The sequence below is a fragment of the Dulcicalothrix desertica PCC 7102 genome (genome assembly GCF_003991905.1).
GTDB lineage: Bacteria > Cyanobacteriota > Cyanobacteriia > Cyanobacteriales > Nostocaceae > Dulcicalothrix > Dulcicalothrix desertica.
Map to the genome: position 1 here is coordinate 176940 of NZ_RSCL01000001.1, position 16514 is coordinate 193453.

The window sequence follows — 16514 nt, forward strand, 5'->3', positions numbered from 1 at the left end:
GTTAAAAAATCATCTCCGGATGAATTAACTTGTAACCAGTAGCTTTAATTTTTTGATTCGAGATTTTGGCTAAGTAGTTTTTGTTAGACGGTTGTGAGGTATCCCATGTGACTTTGGGTAAATTATGTGTCTCACATACACGGTCTATTACTTCGCGATTTAATAAATTAGCATCGTCAACTAAATTATAAATTCCCTGAAGGTGATAATGTCGTGCAAACTCAATGGCGCCAACAATATCATCCAAATGTATCCAGTTAGATGGTTCGCTTCCATCTCCAGGACGAGTTTGGCCTGCGACTCGACTGTAAATTTTTACTAGTTCGCGTCCTGGCCCATAAATTCCACCAAGACGAAATATACAAACATGTAATTTATCTTTTAATTCAGTAAGTAATACTTGTTCGGTGTCACAAAGAACTTGCTGACTTTCACTAGTTGGCGCCAAAGGTGTTGTTTCATCTACTAAATTACCGTTTTGATTTCCGTATACTGAACAAGTACTTGTATATATTAATTGTTTGACTGAAGCTTTTTTTAAGACTTGTGCGACTGTTTCGGCAGTTTGTAAATAAGTATCTTGATAAGAATTACCACGTCTAGGTGCAACACTCAACAATACACAATCTTGACCATGTACAACTTTTTCTAACTCTTCGCGGTCATTACCTTGTAAAACAAATACTTTTTGGGCAAAAGTTTGTAATTCTGAAACTCTTGCCAGTGTAGTAGTAGTCGCTGTTACAACCAGCGTCATTTTTTGTTGCCAACATTTAGCAACTGCTGTACCGACATAACCACATCCAATAATTGCAACATTCATAATTTAAAGTTAGGAGTTAGGAGTTAGGAGTTAGGAGTTATGAGTTATGAGTTATGAGTTACAACTCAGCACTCAGCACTCATAACTAAATCTACTATTTTGCGAGTTCGCGCTCAATTATTTCGATTAACTCTGGTGATTCGGGTGTGGTACCGCTTTTGAACCGCGCGACGACTTCACCATTTTTGCCGACTACAAATTTCTCAAAGTTCCAAGATACGTCACCTTTTGGTTCCACTGCGCTTGTTAGTCGCTCGTAAAGTGGGTGTTTGTCGGAACCTTTTGCGTGAACTTTATCGAATAAGTCAAAAGTTACGCCGTAGTTTCTGTCGCAAAATGTTGCAATTTCTTGGTTTGTACCTGGTTCTTGGGCGCCGAAATCGTTACTAGGAAATCCAAGTATACGTAATCCGGCATCGCGGTATTTTTTGTTTAATTGCTCTAGTCCGCTATATTGCCCTGTGTAACCGCAGTAAGATGCGACGTTTACTATTAATAGTACTTTTCCAGCATATTCACTGAGGTTTTTTTCTTGTCCGTCGATTGTTTTGACTGCTATGTCTGTGATTGTGGTACTCATTTAACTAATGGTGTAATTGTAAACCATTGTTAAGTTTCTCACATTATTGGTACGGGGCGGGTTTAGTTATATGTTTGGTGAACAAGAAAGATTTGGGTTAACCCGCCCTTACATTAACTAATCGTGTACGGAACCGTCGGGCATAATGGCGCCGCTTAACATGGCGCCGATGAGTTTAACTTGAACTCTATCGCCAATCATGACTCTGGCATTGCGGAAGTCGGCGCCACGTAAATCAGCACCGCTTAAGTCGGCACCTATTAAGTTGGCTGACTGTAAATTGGCTTCTCGTAAATCGGCTAGCAATAAATTTGCCCGAAATAAATTAGCTTCAGATAGATTTGCACCACGTAAATTTACTTTGTGCATAAATGTATCGCTAAGATTGGCGCCGCTAAGATTTGCGTAACTCAAGTTTCGACCAGAGAAATCACGGTTACTTAAGTTGGCGTTACTGTAGTCTTTGCCGCTTAAATCGGGATGCTGCTTAGGCGGTTGATAATTTGATTGATATGTTTGTTCTTGATAACTTGGCTGGGGTGTGGGTTTTGGTGTGGTTGAAGATGCAGGTCTGTAGGTTGTTTGGCTTGACGATGAAGATTTTGGCACCGCTTCTGATTTGGGTTCTGGCGCCGCTTCTGGTTTGGGTTCTGGTGCTGGCGAGTGTGGTTTGGGTTCCGGTGCTGGCTGTGGTTTTGGCTCTGGTGCTGGCTCGTATGTTCTTGATTGTGAGGTTGATTGAGAGGTATATCTAGTTGACTTTGGTGGCGGTTGTGATACAGGTCTAGATGATTGCCTGTAGGTTGTTTGCGAGGATGTGCGATTAACGTTAAAGCGCGATTTGTACGAGCGTAACTTCTCGCGTGCTTCGTTAATGTCTTGAAGCTTTCTCTCAGCTTTTTCTCTTAAACGTTGATTATCCAACGGGATGCGGTCTGGATGCCATACAAAAGCCAAATCCTTGTAAGCCTGGTTAACTTCATCAAGAGTAGCTCCTGGCTCCAATTCTAAAATTCGGTAGTATCGCTCCAGTTCTCGCATAAGTCAGTTGTATTTTTACCATTTTAATTATGAGTGATTTAGCCCCTTATCTGCTCTTTTCAGGAGTAAATCTTTTAACAAATTCGTTCAGGGCACCACAAATACGGTATTTTTTAATTTTTGTGATTACCTAGAATTATGAATCGGGACTAGAGAATATACATTTTGTAATCCCCTATTCCCGGACTCAGAATCCTCAATTTTTATCTACCGAATCAGCAAACGCTCGCGTATAGCTCGCAAATAAGCTCGAATCGGTACTTGATATATCTCAATGAACAACCATAAAATGATTGTAAAGTGCGATATAAAAGTCAACGCAGTCCAAATATAAGGTACCCAGCTTAATGGAGCCTCTGGCGATGGGGGGAAATTGTAAGCAACGATACCTATTAGTCCTGTTGGTAAAAATATAAAGGCAAGTGCTGCAAAAACGTAACCCCAGCCAAATTCAACTCCTTCTAGTTGAGCTTCTGTCCAATTGAAACCATTCCAACGCCAAACTAAAGGAGGTTGTCGCGAAGGCATTTTTAGTTGCTGCTGCTCTATGTTGACAGTAAAGATTTGCTGACAAAAATCACAAGACATTGCCTCCATCATGGGCATATGAGTAATTTTACCCACACGACAAACCGGACAGGGATAAGCACCGTGATAGTTAAATGATGTTGATAAAAGTTTGGAACTGGGCTTCATATATAAGTCGATGCGTCGATAACGTTGTGCAATGGATGGTTAATAGGCGCCGCGCTTTCCACTCAATCGATGCTATGAACATATCTTACTTACCCTGGTGGTTGCCGATTGACTACTACCTATTATCTATAAAGCTTTACTTCACTAAGCTGTACTTTACAGAATAAACACTATTTTTTTTAATGATGCTCATATATTGACGAATGCTGTTATACCCTGCTAAATTGTAAAGGATAGGATTATTATAAGTTTTTGCAACAATCTAATCAATGATACATACAATCAGCTACTTTTATTTTTGGCATCGGGTGGTTCACTGGGAGTGAATGACGTTTCCACATGGAAATCACCCAGTGAACCGCAGACTAGATGTTCTGCGGTTTTTGTTTTTTTGTACTTCTATTAATTTGTTCGTCATGGCATACCTTACAAGCTGGTTTTACGGATTTTATTTTTGGTTCGGATATCCTCCGGAGCAATAGGCGCGTCATGATGACAAACTTTTGCCCGGAGTATTAACACTCCGGGTTTTTTTTGACTTTCACACATATAAACAACATCTTGCAATGAATAACGCTAAACTCGCTGCTAAATCAAACCAACAACAATCTTTAGTACAAATCTCTGATAATGTAACCTTCGGAAGAGAAGAAATAATTATTATTGGTGGTCCCTGTGCGGTAGAAAGTTACGAACAAATGGAAACCGTAGCAGAAAAACTCCATACTTCCCCTGTAAAAGCATTACGTGGTGGAGTTTACAAACCCCGCACATCTCCTTACGCATTCCAAGGTATGGGTGAAACTGGGTTGAAAGTGCTAGCAGAAGTAAGTCACAAATATAATCTACCTGTAGTTACAGAAGTAATGGCGATTTCACAAATCGAAGTTATAGCTGCTCATGCTGATATGCTGCAAGTAGGCAGTCGCAACATGCAAAACTTCGATTTACTTAAAGAACTTGGACGTGCAGGTAAACCAATTCTACTTAAACGCGGTTTAGCTGCCACAATTGAAGAGTTTGTCATGGCAGCAGAATATATTTTAAGTCACGGCAATTCTGATGTTGTACTGTGCGAACGCGGTATTCGCAGTTTCGATAACTATACTCGTAACGTATTAGACTTAGGCGCCGTAGCAGCACTCAAACAAATTACACATCTACCAGTTATCGTAGACCCATCACACGCTGCTGGTGGACGCGAACTAATAGCACCATTATCACGTGCCGCAATTGCATGTGGCGCCGATGGATTAATAATTGAGTGTCATCCAGTTCCAGAAAAATCAGTTTCCGATGCACAACAAGCACTATCTTTAGAAGAAATGATTGATTTAGTTCACACATTAGTACCAGTTGCCTTCTCTGTCGGACGCAAAATATCTAATAGAAAAGTGCTGAGTAGAAAGTGCGCTCATTACTAATTAGCTGCTTTTTCTACTGCTGTAATTACATCATCTAAAGCTTTACCTGCTTCTTTGATGAAGTTGTCTGCCTCAGCATCAGATTCAGCATTGACCGCAGCTTGTACTGATGCAAGCGCGCGGTTCATTGCTTTGGCGCCTTCTGGAACACCAGCTTGTTCTAATAAACTTGCTGTTTCTTCCATTGCTACTAATGCTGTGTCAAAATGTAGTTGCACTTGTTGTGTACTTTTTGCTGTTTGGGTTGCGAGCATTGCGTTTGCTGCTCTTTCTAGTGCATTACCTGCTTTGTAGAGTGCTTCTTGGTCGATAGCTTGCGCTAGTAGTGTTGAGGTTGGTGAAGATGGTGTTTTATTAACGTTAGTGCTTGCTGTTGCTGGAAATATGGTAAGCATTAAACCTGCAACTACAATGTTTGATAAAATAATTTTACGTAGCATTTTATGATTTTTTCCTATTTTAAAGATTGGAAATCCCCCCTAGCCCCCCTTAATAAGGGGGGGAATAAGAGTGGTGTTTGAAGCTTTTTTCTGAAGGAAGAGGGAACAATATTAAGATTTAAAGCCCCCCTTAGTAAGGGGGGTTGGGGGGATTAAATTCTACTTCTACAAACTGGCATAACATTTGTGTTATCGTCAATCTGAAATATAAGTAAAATCAAAAATTTATAGTTTTTATTTATTAAGTCGGTAAATATACTTTGTTTGTAAAAAAAATATAGATAAGGGACGGGCAAGGATGCCCATCCCACAAGATGCTCTATAAGATGTATTACAGGACTTTGGTTTATTGAGTGATTTTACGGAATTCATATGATTCAGCTTTGGCGCCCCAAACTTGTTTACCGTTGGCATCAAAGCCTCTATCCCAGGTATTCATTCCGGTTTTACTTAATACAATTGTATTTGTGATTTTAACGGCGCCTCGAACGTTAGCGGGGCAACCTTCATTTGGTGTGATACCAATATAGTTTTCACCTGAACGTGTAAGATAAACGCTACAAACTGGTTTACCAAGGTCAGTTGATGTAACTATTCGTTCAGAAACTGGTTTGTTGCAGAGGTTAATAACAGATTGTACGTTGGCTGGTTTGTAAGATAATGACCGCACGGTTCGACCGTTATTTACCGAAGATATTTCTAGAAAGCGTTGCCGATAAGGTTTGTTCAGTTCGCTTGATAACGCTTGCTCTTGATATAGAAATATTGGGTTATTAGATTTGTTTGTTGCTTGAGCATTATTATTTAAACTAATACGGCAAGCAGTCATCCTAACATTTGCAGCTTTGGAATTTACCCGCGCTCGTGCCGAAGTATCCATTATCCCTTCCAAGCGCTGTGCAACTTCTTCTATCTGCTGCTGACTTGACACAGCATCCTGGGCTACAGCAACCAAAGTATAATTGCTTAGTAGAGAGGCGCCGAGTAACACAATACCCAAACCGCAATTTTGGAAAATTTTTGTAACAGCCTTCATTGGTAATACTTATGTAAAAACATGCAATTAATACAACTATTCTAAATCAAGATTACGGAAGCATCTCAAATATCTAAAAATATGTCATTTAGTCTGGCGCCGTAACAGTCACATTCATTTATAGTCCTCTTCTAGAGGAGTTTTGCTATTAGCATGGGGACTGAAAGGGACATGCGGGTAGAACGTAGCTACAGATTCTTCGCTACGCAACTAATGACAATTTATACCTCTTAAAAAGGGATGTGCCATATTTTGAGATTATTTCCTGCGCTACCGCCGCTAGCAATACTTTGTGCATCTGGACTAACGGCGATAGAATAAATAAAGCCAGAGTCTTGTGTTAAAGTACGAAGTTTTTTTCCAGTAACTGGATTCCATAGTTTGATAGTGTTGTCGTTACTACCACTAATTAAAATTTCATCGATATCTAAAGCTTGATTATATTTAGCACCAGATGCGAAGGCAACAGAATTAACTTTTTCGGTATGTCCTTCTATGGTACGGATTACTTCTCCTGTTACCAAGTTCCATAATTTGATAGTTTTATCTTTACTACCGCTTGCTAACATAACACCTCTGGCATCAAAGGCAATGGAGAGGACAATATCTGAATGTCCTTTTAGTGTGCGGATTTCTTGACCGTTTACTAAATTCCATAGTTTGATAGTTTTATCCCAACTGGCACTAGCTAGTGTTGCACCATCGGGACTAAAAATAATGTTATCGACTGGTTGAGAATGTCCAATTAGAGTGCGAATTTCTTTTGCGTTTGCTACATCCCATATTTTAATAGTTTTGTCTAAGCTGCTACTAGCTAGCTGTTTGCCATTAGGACTAAAAGCTACAGAGCTAACACCTTGTGTATGTCCTTTGAATGTGTTGATTAAATTTCCTGTTGCGACATCCCACAGTTTTATGGTTTTATCGGCGCCGGAACTTGCTAGTATTTTTGCATTAGGACTAAAAGCTATAGACCAAATCCAATTAGAATGTCCTGTAAGGGTGCGAATTTCTTGCCCTGTGGCTGAATTCCATAATTTTATCGTTTTATCATCACTCGCACTCGCGAGTATTTTACCATCAGGAGCAAATGCCACAGAATTTACATCGCTTGAATGTCCACTCAAAGTTTTAGGCGCCAATTTGAATGTGTTTGTTTGCTCCGAATGATTCGGTCGAATATTTTGAGATTGTTTAGAATACCAACCGATGCCTAAAGTTAACAAAGTTATTATACTAAACAACAGTAGTTGATTCTTGAGTAGGTTATCTAGTTGAGTTCGCTGTGTTAACTTGGTTTGAAGAGGTTCATTAATCGAGGTGTGGTTGGAAGCGTTGTGTGTTAAGTGCGCGTAAGCTTCTGAGGCAGATTGGTAGCGTTTTTGAATGTCAGCTACTAACAGCCTGTCTAAAAAGTTGCCTAATTCCTCGCTTGGTAATACGCTTTTTAGGATAATATGGCGCCGCCAGTCGTTAGTCCAGCTAAAACCGTGTTCCATCCATAATTTAGATGGAGAAATGCCTGTTAGCAGGTAAAAGCAAGTTACACCTAAACTATATAAGTCACTTGCTGGGTAAGTTTGCCCATGTTGTAATTGCTCAGGTGCGCTATAACCATGTGACCCAATAGCTGTACCAACTTTAGTTTGTACTGTTTCACTCAGTTGCTTCGAGGCGCCAAAATCTATAAGTACAAACTTTCCATCACTCGAACGGCGAATAATATTTTGTAATTTAATATCTCGGTGAATTACCCCACGGTCATGAATATAACTTAATATAGGTAATAAATCTAACAACAGTTCTTGAACTTTACTTTCTCTGTAAATTCCTTGTATTTGTAGTTCTTTGAGCAAATTCGGCCCATCAATATATTGTTGCACCAAGTATAAATAATTGTCTTGCTCAAAGTAAGCGTATAGCGAAGGTATTTGTGGATGTTCTCCCAACTGCTGTAATTGATTCGCTTCTTGTTTAAATAGCTCAATTGCTTTCTTGATAACCATTGGTTCTTGAGTTTTCGGCGCCAACTGCTTAACAACACACTTTTCATCTAGCTTATCTACGTCGGAAGCTAGATAAGTTTTGCCAAAACCTCCCTCGTTGGATAGAACTTTAATAATACGATAATGACCTCTAAGTAGAGGTATCAAAGGTGTACCGCATTCCTGACAATGACTGGCGCCATCAGGGTTCAAAGGATTTGAGCAGTCGGGATTTAGGCAACAGAGCATACTGGTATTCGTGTCCAGCTTAAGTTATTATTGAGCCATACCTTACTAATTTAACAACCGGATTTTACTTAAACAATATTTTCTAAATTCTTGTTAATTATATAGCTATAATCGCTATATAATACCTATACTTAAGTAATTAAGTTCAAAATAATTATGATTATGGTGTAATTATTGTCACACTTAATTTCATAAATGTAATTTTACCATCAAAATTTTAAAATAAACCGCGAGGAGTAGAATGATGGCAAACAATAAGAATAAATATTATCCAAAAAATAATCAAGAAAAAATAAAGCTAATTTTAGCCAGTTGCATAAGCAGCAGTGTATTATTATTAAGTAATGGCTTGTCTCTCGCAGCATCAGCAAAGTCTTTGACCGTAAATTCAGGAAGCCCAAATTCCCGAAGTATAAATTATCTGAACACAAACTCTTCAAATCAAACAAATTCTAATTCAAAACAATTTTTACTGGCTAAACCACCAGATGAGAGACAACCAGAAGCAGTAGAACAAGGTATTGAAAAAATTCCGACATCTGAAATACCGCAACAGCGAGAACCCAAACAGCCAATAAAATCTCCTTTACCTCCTACCCCATCACCCGTAACTCCTACACCCGACCCAACTCCAACACAACCAAACGTAACTCCTACTACAACTCCAACACAAACGGCGCCGACTCCACAACCGGACGTAACCCCTACAAAACCACCAACACAAACGGCGCCACAACCTCAACCAGTACAACGTCGTCAAACACCGCAACCAAATGTAACTCCAACGACACCCTTACAAACGGCGCCACAACCTCAACCAGTACAACGTCGTCAAACACCGCAACCAAATGTAACTCCAACGACACCCTTACAAACGGCGCCACAACCTCAGCGTCAATCTAAACCTGTGCAACGTCGTCAAACACCGCAACCAAATGTAGCTCCAATGACACCCTTACAAACTGCGCCACAACCACAGCGTCAACCTCAACCTGTGCAACGTCGTCAAACACCGCAACCAAATGTAACTCCAACGACACCCTTACAAACGGCGCCACAACCACAGCGTCAATCTACACCTGTACGTCAACGAATAGAATCAATACCTTCTGAAAATATTGAATCTAATCAAATACCTCAAAGACAGAGAAATCAGCAGCAAAGAACAAAATCACCAGTTTCTTCGTCTGGTAATTATAAAAATATTAACTTTGTAGATTTAGAAATTGGAGTTTTAAAAAGAGGTGATTTCCAGTCACAAGGCAGATATTTTCATTTTTACCAGTTCGAGGGTACAGAAAATCAACTTATTGAAGTTAGGTTAACTGGGAGTATAGATAAGCGTCGTTCTAATAATTTGAGTCTAGACCCCTTTATGTTTCTACTAGACTCAAATAATCAAGTTATTTTAACTAGAGGTAGCAACGAATTAAATAATGGACAAGCTAGCGGAAGGGTTAAGAGTGCATTTGCGTTCGTTCGACTTCCTGCTACAGGCAAATACACCATTGCAGTAACTAGTCGTAACCCACGAGATAGTGGTCGTTATAGTTTGGCTTTACGGAACGATAGAGCTAGTTATGCTTTAGATAAATCTGGTGTGCTAACTACGCGAGGTTCTACTATTAGAAGAAATGGCAGTCCTTATAGCGTTTCTAAGTTTCAAGGTAGAAGAGACCAGCTTGTAAGTATACGTGCTGATAGTGTTTTTGAAGATTTTTCTCCTTATGTTGTGCTTTTAAACTCTAGAGGAGAGGTTGTTGCTAGGGATAATGATAAGGATGGTAGATACAGTGCTTTAATTGACAGGGTTAGGTTGCCTCAAGATGATATTTATTATGTGGTAGTTATTTCTGCTATTGCACGTGAGAGGGGAACGTATAGACTAACTGTTTTTTAGTCCAGCGGTGTCGGCTTCCGTGCCGCAGGCTGGACTCACCGGGAAACCCGTAAGGGCGCAGTGGCTCCCCAACCTACTTATTTATGACTAAAGTATTTGCTATTATATCGTGGAGAGCTTGTTTCTTTTTGGTAAAGATGGCAACTACGTAACCAATACATAACATTATACCTGAAAGATTTTTACTCCAATATCTAATATTTGCTTGAGCAAAACTAAGACGTTTTCCATTTGCATCTGTTGCGATAATTTGTAGCGGCATTTTTCCTACTGTTGCTTGTAAATTTGAGCTTTCTAAGAATACAAAATACAACCATTGCAATATTAATATAAGAAGACTCGTAATTTTTGCCACTGGATATAGTGGTGGGTCTGAGACAAAAAAAACAAGTAATAGTCCAAATAAACCGAAGCTAGAAGTGAAAAGTCCTCCGACAACTGCATCTGTAATTGGGGTACTTGTTATTTTCTCTTTTGGTATGGAACTTGGTAGCGTTGCCATTGAAGCAGGAAATACATCTACCAGTATTGACCCGACTATTCCACTTATTACCATTACACCAATTACGATAATTACGTAATCAATTATGTAAGCTATTGCGCGCTTCCAAAAACCAGCATATTTTGGTGTGTTATGTACAGGCGCCTTTTCGTAATTTGATGAGTCTTTATCTATAGCTGCAAGCAAATCTAAAATTTGAGATGCATCTTTGGGTCGATTTCCTGGAAACGGCGCCACTAAATAATCGATTAAGTTACCAAGTTGCTGTGATACATGGGGAGCGTAATTTCGCCAGATTAATTCACCTGTTCGAGGGTCTTCAGGAAAAGAATTTGGAAATTTTCCTGTGAGTAGAAATATAAAAGTGCGTCCCAAAGCATAAAAGTCTGATTGTGGTACTGCCCTACCATTCATTTGTTCGGGAGGTGTGTAACCGAGGGAAACAATACCTGTTACTTCTTGTCCAGCAAGCTTTTGCATGAACGTTTGTGTAACTTCCCTGGCAGTACCAAAATCTATTAAAGCTAATTGCCCATCTGGTCGCAGCATGATATTCGCTGGTTTGATGTCACGATGGAAATATTGCTGATGATGAACTTGATGCAAAATCTGAACGAGTTGCTTTAACCAGTTAATTGAGGCAAGTTCGGCAATAGGTTGATAACTCCGAGATTCTCGCATGTATTCATCCAAGTTAACTCCCTCAATTTTCTCCATCACTAAACAATGGAAAGGATGTTCACTATCTCTGGGCAAATATGTAAAGTATCCATCTGACTCCACTTTGGGAATACCTGGATGTTGCAAACGACTTAGCACTGAGCTTTCTTGTTGGAATAGCTCAATAGCTTTGGGTAAACTATTTGTAAGAACTTTTAAAACTTTGGGCAACCCAGAATCATCAATTTCATAAGTTATGCCAAAACCTCCACCACCAAGTGTACGCACAACTCGATAACGTCCTTGCAAAAGCAGCTCGGAACCACAAGTCTGACAATACAACGGTTTTCCCGTGTTTTCTTTTTTTAGACAGTTGGGATTTATGCAGTAGCTCATTTGCGCTACGAAATTCCTGGGTTGTTATAAGACCAATATAATATACAACCTTGGTTTGAACAGGGTAAATAGTTGTAACTGCACAGTTTTATTACAATACAGCCTGGTTTTTAGGTGAAACCAGGCTTACTGAAATATTAAACGAAAGCATCCTCCCATAACCTACAAGTATTGGCAATTTTAAACTTTCACTGGCTTTAAAAATATCCAGGCAACAAAGAAAGTTGCTGCTGTAAATAATTGCGTCAAGTCTAATGCAGATAAATACCCATCGGAAAATGAAGCGATGCTTCTATCGGTTATGCCGAACACCCAAGACGATACACCAAAAAGCCATATCCCATTCTTAAGGTTTCCTACAAATTCATTCGAGTCGCTCGATTGCTGATTATTCATAATTTCCTATTTTTTCGTATAAGTTGGCAAAATCGCACTATTTAGACTCAATTGATAAAATTAATCTCCTTAACATAAATCAATACGTTTGTTGCCAAGTATGTACTTATATTAATAAATATTTTTCTTACTTGACATCACTACCCCCAGGTACATGTAGATTTATTCCCGACTATGCCTTTGGATAGTTTATTGTTCGCTCGGATTCGGTGCCAAAGCAATTTATCTATGCTGCATAAGGCTTTTAACCTTTATAGCCATGCGAAAACCCACAAGCTGATTCATTTGTATACTGCACCCAGGTAGTACTTTTTTGATGCCATTGTAATCACTGGTATTCTGAATTGGTGTTACCAATGTAACAATTTACGTAACAAATCTTAAGAAACCGGGTTTCTATGTAAAATTGTTGTTTCTATTACAAGTCTTTGAAAAGAAACCCGGTTTCTATGGCACTTTGGAAAGAAACCCGGTTTTTATGTCTTTAGATACTGATTGTGCGGCGCCTGAGTTTGTCAAAGTAGAATTGAACGGCGCCACTCAATCACAGAACCTGATTATGACTGCAACTCAAATCAAAATTCCAAGACAGGAGGCGAGACGTAAGGATATTACGCCACAATTAGGATTGGTTTGTATTACGTTCTCCAAAGATGTACGTTTTAAGACAATTACGCGCACACGTTATTTACAACTAACTGAGAATTTCAAAGTACGCACTCTAGAAGAGCTTTATCGTGAGAACTTACGGCGCCTGCATATTGCATTAGAGTATTGTCATAAGCGTGGAATAAAACTTTATCGTATGTCTTCAGGGTTATTCCCACTTAGTGACTGGGAAGATAATATTGGTGCCACTATTTTAGATAATATGGGCGCCGAGTTAGCGCGGGTTGGACAAAAAGCTACAAAATTGGGTGTAAGAGTCGTGTTGCATCCTGACCAATTTGTTGTGTTAAGCTCAGATTCACCATTAATTGTTGAATCAAGCATCAAAATTTTAACAGGACACGCACACACTTTCGATTTAATGGGTTTACCGCAGTCACCTTGGGCATTAATGAATATTCATGGTGGAAAATCGCAGCGTACAGATAATTTAGTTAGTGTGGTTTCGCAGCTACCTCACAATATAAAAAATAGATTGACATTTGAAAACGACGAACACGCTTATAGCAGCAGTGAGATATTAGAAGTGTGTCAACGTACTGGGGTGCCAATGGTATTTGACGCGCACCATCATATCTGTCACGAAAACTTAGAATCGTATGATGACCCTAGCGTTGCGGAAATGTTTTATGCTGCACGTGCAACTTGGGAAAATCCAGATTGGCAATTAGTACATATTTCTAACGGAGAAGAAGCGTTTAAAGATAGAAAGCATAGTGATTTAATTAATTCTATGCCTGAAGTGTACCGAGAGGCGCCTTGGATTGAAGTTGAAGCCAAACATAAAGAAGACGCTATCGCTAATTTGCGAGATTGGTGGATTGATGAGTAAATTTAGAGACCTGTCTCTACAACACGGAAATTTACGAATGATTGAGAAATATTATATATTAATAATTCTTTCTTTGTGTACGAGCGTGCCTTTGTGGTTCATTCATCTTACCTGTACGTGGTAACTCAAGACTTGTTCTAAGTTGTATATTCATCATCTATCGAAGTGCGGAAGAAGAACATACAACCACCTATTGTATGAGGAGCATGACTCGAATTTGGTTCAGAACGGATATAGTCGAAGGCGCCATAAACTTTACCATCAACGACTAAATCACCTTCTAACATAAAAATTTCTTCTCCTGTTGCATGACGGTGTAAAGGATAATGAACACCACCTTGCGCGCGTAACACTCCGGTAACTTCGCGCTTTGTATTATCTATATATAAGTTCGCAATTTCTACACCTGGGACTGAGTACGGTTGCCATTCTAAATCTTGAAAACGTATTGTCGTTAATGGCTTCTCGACATTTTCTGACTGTGTTCTTTGAGATGGTGGCGCCAGTTGTAAGCGTGCGAATAGTCGGTCTTTTAAATCTGGAGCCATTGGTGCAACGGGTGCGCTGTAAGGAATTGCCGTTGCAGCTGTTTGGTAATAAGCTAATTCTTCAGCTAGCTCTGGAGATTGTTGTATTTCGCGCTCGACCCAAACCCGCTTTGAGTCGGCTAGTAAATCTAGTACATATAGTGGAACTAGTTCGCAGAAACAGTTGTTTTCAATAGCCATTGGGAGTTTAGTTTACGTGTACGGGTGTTATTCAAGTGCCGATTTTAACTTATTTAAGCCTAACCGAATTCTGGTTTTAACGGTTCCCAAAGAGATACCGGTTTGAACAGAAATTTGACTATGGCTTAGACCATGATAATAAGCTAGCTCAATTACTTGCCGCTGCTCTTTGGGTAAAACTTGTAGCGCATCACTAACGCGCTGGCGCCGTTCGTAAATTGCTACATTCTCTGTTGGGTCTATAGTTGTCGGTGTTTCAATTTCTGAAAGTTTTGTTAAAACAGGGGATGAGAATTGAGATCGCTGGAGTTTGCGAAGTTTATCTAAAATCCGACTGCGGGCTAGCATAAAAACCCAAGTATCGACTCTACCTTTAGTAGTATCATAACGTTCAGCGATTCGCCATACTTGAGAAAAAACATCTAGTACAACTTCTTCGCTTTCCTCTACTGATTTCAAACTGCTAAAGGCAACCGAATAAATAACTTTCGCATAGCGATTATACAGTTCAGACAAAGCAGTCTGGTCATGCTTGGCGATTTGACTTAGCAGCGCATCATCGGATACAGGTCGGCAATCCATTTACAGGCTTTGTTTATTTTATCTGACTACTAAGTATACCAAGTGTTTACTTCTCTAATCAAATTTTTATTTCAAAAATTAATTTACACAAATCAATTAAATACGAATATATATGTAGACACTGTGTAATTTTTATTTCATATGTTCTTCCATACAATCCTTACTACGAGTTCTAGATTAGTTAAAAATGCAAATACCAGTAAAATCCAGTTGGTTAGGAACGCCAGGGCAAACGCATCTAAAAAATGTTCAGGGATATTGACAAAAGTCGATATTAATGCGATTTTTAATGCATTACTATTGAAACTTATATTACATTTTTATTGTTTGACAGTAACAAGGTCAACTTACTCTTTTTTCTCGTCTGAAAAGCTTATTTGACCTATATTGTGACTATTTAGGTGCGTTTCCCCTGATGACGTATAATCAAATTTTTTTGTTGGTAACTAATTTAAACGTGGTTCTAGGTTGGGTTACGCAAAGCCTCCACCCAACCTACAGTTTTGAAGTGGATGTTGGAAGTCTGCTCCGACAATAAATCTGGTTGTATCTGTAGGATAGGTCTTGACGTAAACAGTACAACCTTCAATAGAAGAAGGAGTATAAGGACAATTTGGTGGATACCGCAGCCAACTGCCCGCTGGGTAGTCTCCCAATTCATCGCTCCAAGTACCTTCCAAGACGAAGATTTCTTTAACTTCAGATTCGACGACTAGAGACAGTACCGTTCCAGGGTGCCAGCGCTCAATGCTGACTTTTTCTGAAAACCCTGCTTGCTGGTATAAAGGCTTTACCTCAATAGTCGGAATGATACTGGGTTGCCAAGGTAAGGAATAAATATTTGTTTTAATTTGTTGACGAGATTCACCACCATGTTGTCGTAACTTAACAAAGGTCAAACAACCTTCCTGACTGTATGGACGATGATTAAACTTTTCAGGATTAAGCATATAAGAACCTGGTGGATACACACCAGTTTCATCAGTAAAGTTTCCCTGAAGCACTAAAATCTCCTCCCCACCAGGGTGTCCATGTAGTGGAAAAAAGCCACCTGGGTCAAAACGAGTCAGCATAGTCACAGGATGATCTTGAACCAAATCATCAGACTCGAAGCAACCGAACCAAATTCCGGTAAAGTCTGTCTGATACCAAGTTAGCGCTTCTGGTCGCACAGAATATCGCTTCAATAAGTGATTGTGAACTTGTCGAGAGTTCCATTTGGGTTGAGAAGATATCATATGTTTTAATATTGTTAATTAACTTGCGGTTCTTCAATCGAAACAGTTCTACTTCACATATCAGGGGTAAAACTATTAATTTATGCACTGTCTTACAAATGTACTATTTCGTGCAAATGTTCACCATCACTACCTTAGAACTGCATAAATAAAAACACAAAAAATTTTAGGTGAATTTAGGAATAATTTATTTTTCTTACTTGTTGTAGAAAGTGGGAGCGAACAGCAGTATTGCCAGAATACCAGTGCAATCCTTTATGGCACCTGGATTGTTACATTTGTCTTGTACTAATGAAGCAGAAAAGCTGGAGATAGCCCATATCTGGAATGATAAAGC

Annotated in this window: 15 protein-coding genes; 3 read left to right on the forward strand and 12 right to left on the reverse strand. The window is 39.3% G+C overall.

What is annotated here, in order from left to right:
* Position 1: 1 nt before the first annotated feature.
* The 4 genes from DSM106972_RS00790 to DSM106972_RS00805 all read right to left on the reverse strand — a co-directional run bounded on the left by DSM106972_RS00790 (position 2) and on the right by DSM106972_RS00805 (position 3140).
* Positions 2-823, reverse strand: a complete 822-nt coding sequence (locus tag DSM106972_RS00790) for an SDR family oxidoreductase (RefSeq protein ID WP_127077931.1) — start codon at positions 821-823, stop codon at positions 2-4.
* Between the two features lie 94 nt (positions 824-917).
* The gene (locus tag DSM106972_RS00795; protein ID WP_127077933.1) at positions 918-1403 is read right to left on the reverse strand and encodes a glutathione peroxidase; all 486 of its coding nucleotides are present in this window, start codon (positions 1401-1403) and stop codon (positions 918-920) included.
* 117 nt (positions 1404-1520) lie between these two features.
* The gene (locus tag DSM106972_RS00800) at positions 1521-2444 is read right to left on the reverse strand and encodes a pentapeptide repeat-containing protein (protein WP_127077935.1); all 924 of its coding nucleotides are present in this window, start codon (positions 2442-2444) and stop codon (positions 1521-1523) included.
* Between the two features lie 207 nt (positions 2445-2651).
* Entirely contained in the window at positions 2652-3140 is a 489-nt protein-coding gene (locus tag DSM106972_RS00805; protein ID WP_073619884.1) for a hypothetical protein, read from the reverse strand.
* Between the two features lie 566 nt (positions 3141-3706).
* Between DSM106972_RS00805 and aroF the strand changes: the two genes are divergently transcribed.
* Entirely contained in the window at positions 3707-4564 is an 858-nt protein-coding gene (gene aroF / locus DSM106972_RS00810) for a 3-deoxy-7-phosphoheptulonate synthase (protein ID WP_127077937.1), read from the forward strand.
* Here aroF and DSM106972_RS00815 read toward each other — a convergent pair.
* The 3 genes from DSM106972_RS00815 to DSM106972_RS00825 form a co-directional block, all read right to left on the reverse strand.
* Complete coding sequence (locus DSM106972_RS00815; protein ID WP_127077939.1) at positions 4561-5004, reverse strand: hypothetical protein; 444 nt, start codon at positions 5002-5004, stop codon at positions 4561-4563. The two genes, aroF and DSM106972_RS00815, sit on opposite strands and share 4 nt — an antisense overlap.
* A 346-nt stretch (positions 5005-5350) precedes the next feature.
* Complete coding sequence (locus DSM106972_RS00820) at positions 5351-6040, reverse strand: chromophore lyase CpcT/CpeT (RefSeq protein WP_127077941.1); 690 nt, start codon at positions 6038-6040, stop codon at positions 5351-5353.
* A gap of 230 nt (positions 6041-6270) precedes the next feature.
* Positions 6271-8274 carry a WD40 repeat domain-containing serine/threonine-protein kinase gene (locus DSM106972_RS00825; RefSeq protein ID WP_127077943.1) on the reverse strand — a complete coding sequence of 668 codons (2004 nt, stop codon included), beginning with the start codon at positions 8272-8274 and terminating at the stop codon, positions 6271-6273.
* A 241-nt stretch (positions 8275-8515) separates the two neighbouring features.
* Between DSM106972_RS00825 and DSM106972_RS53035 the strand changes: the two genes are divergently transcribed.
* A complete protein-coding gene (locus tag DSM106972_RS53035; protein WP_233787858.1) occupies positions 8516-10174 on the forward strand; it encodes a PPC domain-containing protein in 1659 nt (552 codons plus the stop codon).
* 73 nt (positions 10175-10247) lie between these two features.
* Here the strand turns inward: DSM106972_RS53035 and DSM106972_RS00835 are convergent, their stop codons facing one another.
* Together DSM106972_RS00835 and DSM106972_RS00840 are read right to left on the reverse strand one after the other, a co-directional pair.
* The gene (locus DSM106972_RS00835) at positions 10248-11732 is read right to left on the reverse strand and encodes a protein kinase domain-containing protein (RefSeq protein ID WP_127077945.1); all 1485 of its coding nucleotides are present in this window, start codon (positions 11730-11732) and stop codon (positions 10248-10250) included.
* Positions 11733-11912: 180 nt separating this feature from the next.
* Positions 11913-12128, reverse strand: a complete 216-nt coding sequence (locus tag DSM106972_RS00840; RefSeq protein WP_127077947.1) for a hypothetical protein — start codon at positions 12126-12128, stop codon at positions 11913-11915.
* A 559-nt stretch (positions 12129-12687) separates the two neighbouring features.
* Between DSM106972_RS00840 and uvsE the strand changes: the two genes are divergently transcribed.
* Positions 12688-13629: a UV DNA damage repair endonuclease UvsE gene (gene uvsE / locus DSM106972_RS00845; protein ID WP_127079069.1), complete on the forward strand. Its 942-nt coding sequence runs from the start codon at positions 12688-12690 to the stop codon at positions 13627-13629.
* Positions 13630-13766: 137 nt separating this feature from the next.
* On the opposite strand, the gene DSM106972_RS00850 is transcribed toward uvsE, so the two are convergent.
* The 3 genes from DSM106972_RS00850 to DSM106972_RS00860 form a co-directional block, all read right to left on the reverse strand.
* Positions 13767-14357 carry a cupin domain-containing protein gene (locus tag DSM106972_RS00850; RefSeq protein WP_127077949.1) on the reverse strand — a complete coding sequence of 197 codons (591 nt, stop codon included), beginning with the start codon at positions 14355-14357 and terminating at the stop codon, positions 13767-13769.
* Positions 14358-14384: 27 nt separating this feature from the next.
* Complete coding sequence (locus DSM106972_RS00855) at positions 14385-14939, reverse strand: sigma-70 family RNA polymerase sigma factor (protein ID WP_127077951.1); 555 nt, start codon at positions 14937-14939, stop codon at positions 14385-14387.
* A 473-nt stretch (positions 14940-15412) separates the two neighbouring features.
* Complete coding sequence (locus tag DSM106972_RS00860; protein WP_201800659.1) at positions 15413-16177, reverse strand: cupin domain-containing protein; 765 nt, start codon at positions 16175-16177, stop codon at positions 15413-15415.
* Positions 16178-16514: the final 337 nt, after the last annotated feature.

Bases quoted from the DNA above. Each gene is read 5' to 3' on its own strand.
- DSM106972_RS00790 (WP_127077931.1), bottom strand. From the start codon at position 823: ATGAATGTTGCAATTATTGGATGTGGTTATGTCGGTACAGCAGTTGCT.
- DSM106972_RS00795 (WP_127077933.1), bottom strand. From the start codon at position 1,403: ATGAGTACCACAATCACAGACATAGCAGTCAAAACAATCGACGGACAA.
- DSM106972_RS00800 (WP_127077935.1), bottom strand. From the start codon at position 2,444: ATGCGAGAACTGGAGCGATACTACCGAATTTTAGAATTGGAGCCAGGA.
- DSM106972_RS00805 (WP_073619884.1), bottom strand. From the start codon at position 3,140: ATGAAGCCCAGTTCCAAACTTTTATCAACATCATTTAACTATCACGGT.
- aroF (WP_127077937.1), top strand. From the start codon at position 3,707: ATGAATAACGCTAAACTCGCTGCTAAATCAAACCAACAACAATCTTTA.
- DSM106972_RS00815 (WP_127077939.1), bottom strand. From the start codon at position 5,004: ATGCTACGTAAAATTATTTTATCAAACATTGTAGTTGCAGGTTTAATG.
- DSM106972_RS00820 (WP_127077941.1), bottom strand. From the start codon at position 6,040: ATGAAGGCTGTTACAAAAATTTTCCAAAATTGCGGTTTGGGTATTGTG.
- DSM106972_RS00825 (WP_127077943.1), bottom strand. From the start codon at position 8,274: ATGCTCTGTTGCCTAAATCCCGACTGCTCAAATCCTTTGAACCCTGAT.
- DSM106972_RS53035 (WP_233787858.1), top strand. From the start codon at position 8,516: ATGATGGCAAACAATAAGAATAAATATTATCCAAAAAATAATCAAGAA.
- DSM106972_RS00835 (WP_127077945.1), bottom strand. From the start codon at position 11,732: ATGAGCTACTGCATAAATCCCAACTGTCTAAAAAAAGAAAACACGGGA.
- DSM106972_RS00840 (WP_127077947.1), bottom strand. From the start codon at position 12,128: ATGAATAATCAGCAATCGAGCGACTCGAATGAATTTGTAGGAAACCTT.
- uvsE (WP_127079069.1), top strand. From the start codon at position 12,688: ATGACTGCAACTCAAATCAAAATTCCAAGACAGGAGGCGAGACGTAAG.
- DSM106972_RS00850 (WP_127077949.1), bottom strand. From the start codon at position 14,357: ATGGCTATTGAAAACAACTGTTTCTGCGAACTAGTTCCACTATATGTA.
- DSM106972_RS00855 (WP_127077951.1), bottom strand. From the start codon at position 14,939: ATGGATTGCCGACCTGTATCCGATGATGCGCTGCTAAGTCAAATCGCC.
- DSM106972_RS00860 (WP_201800659.1), bottom strand. From the start codon at position 16,177: ATGATATCTTCTCAACCCAAATGGAACTCTCGACAAGTTCACAATCAC.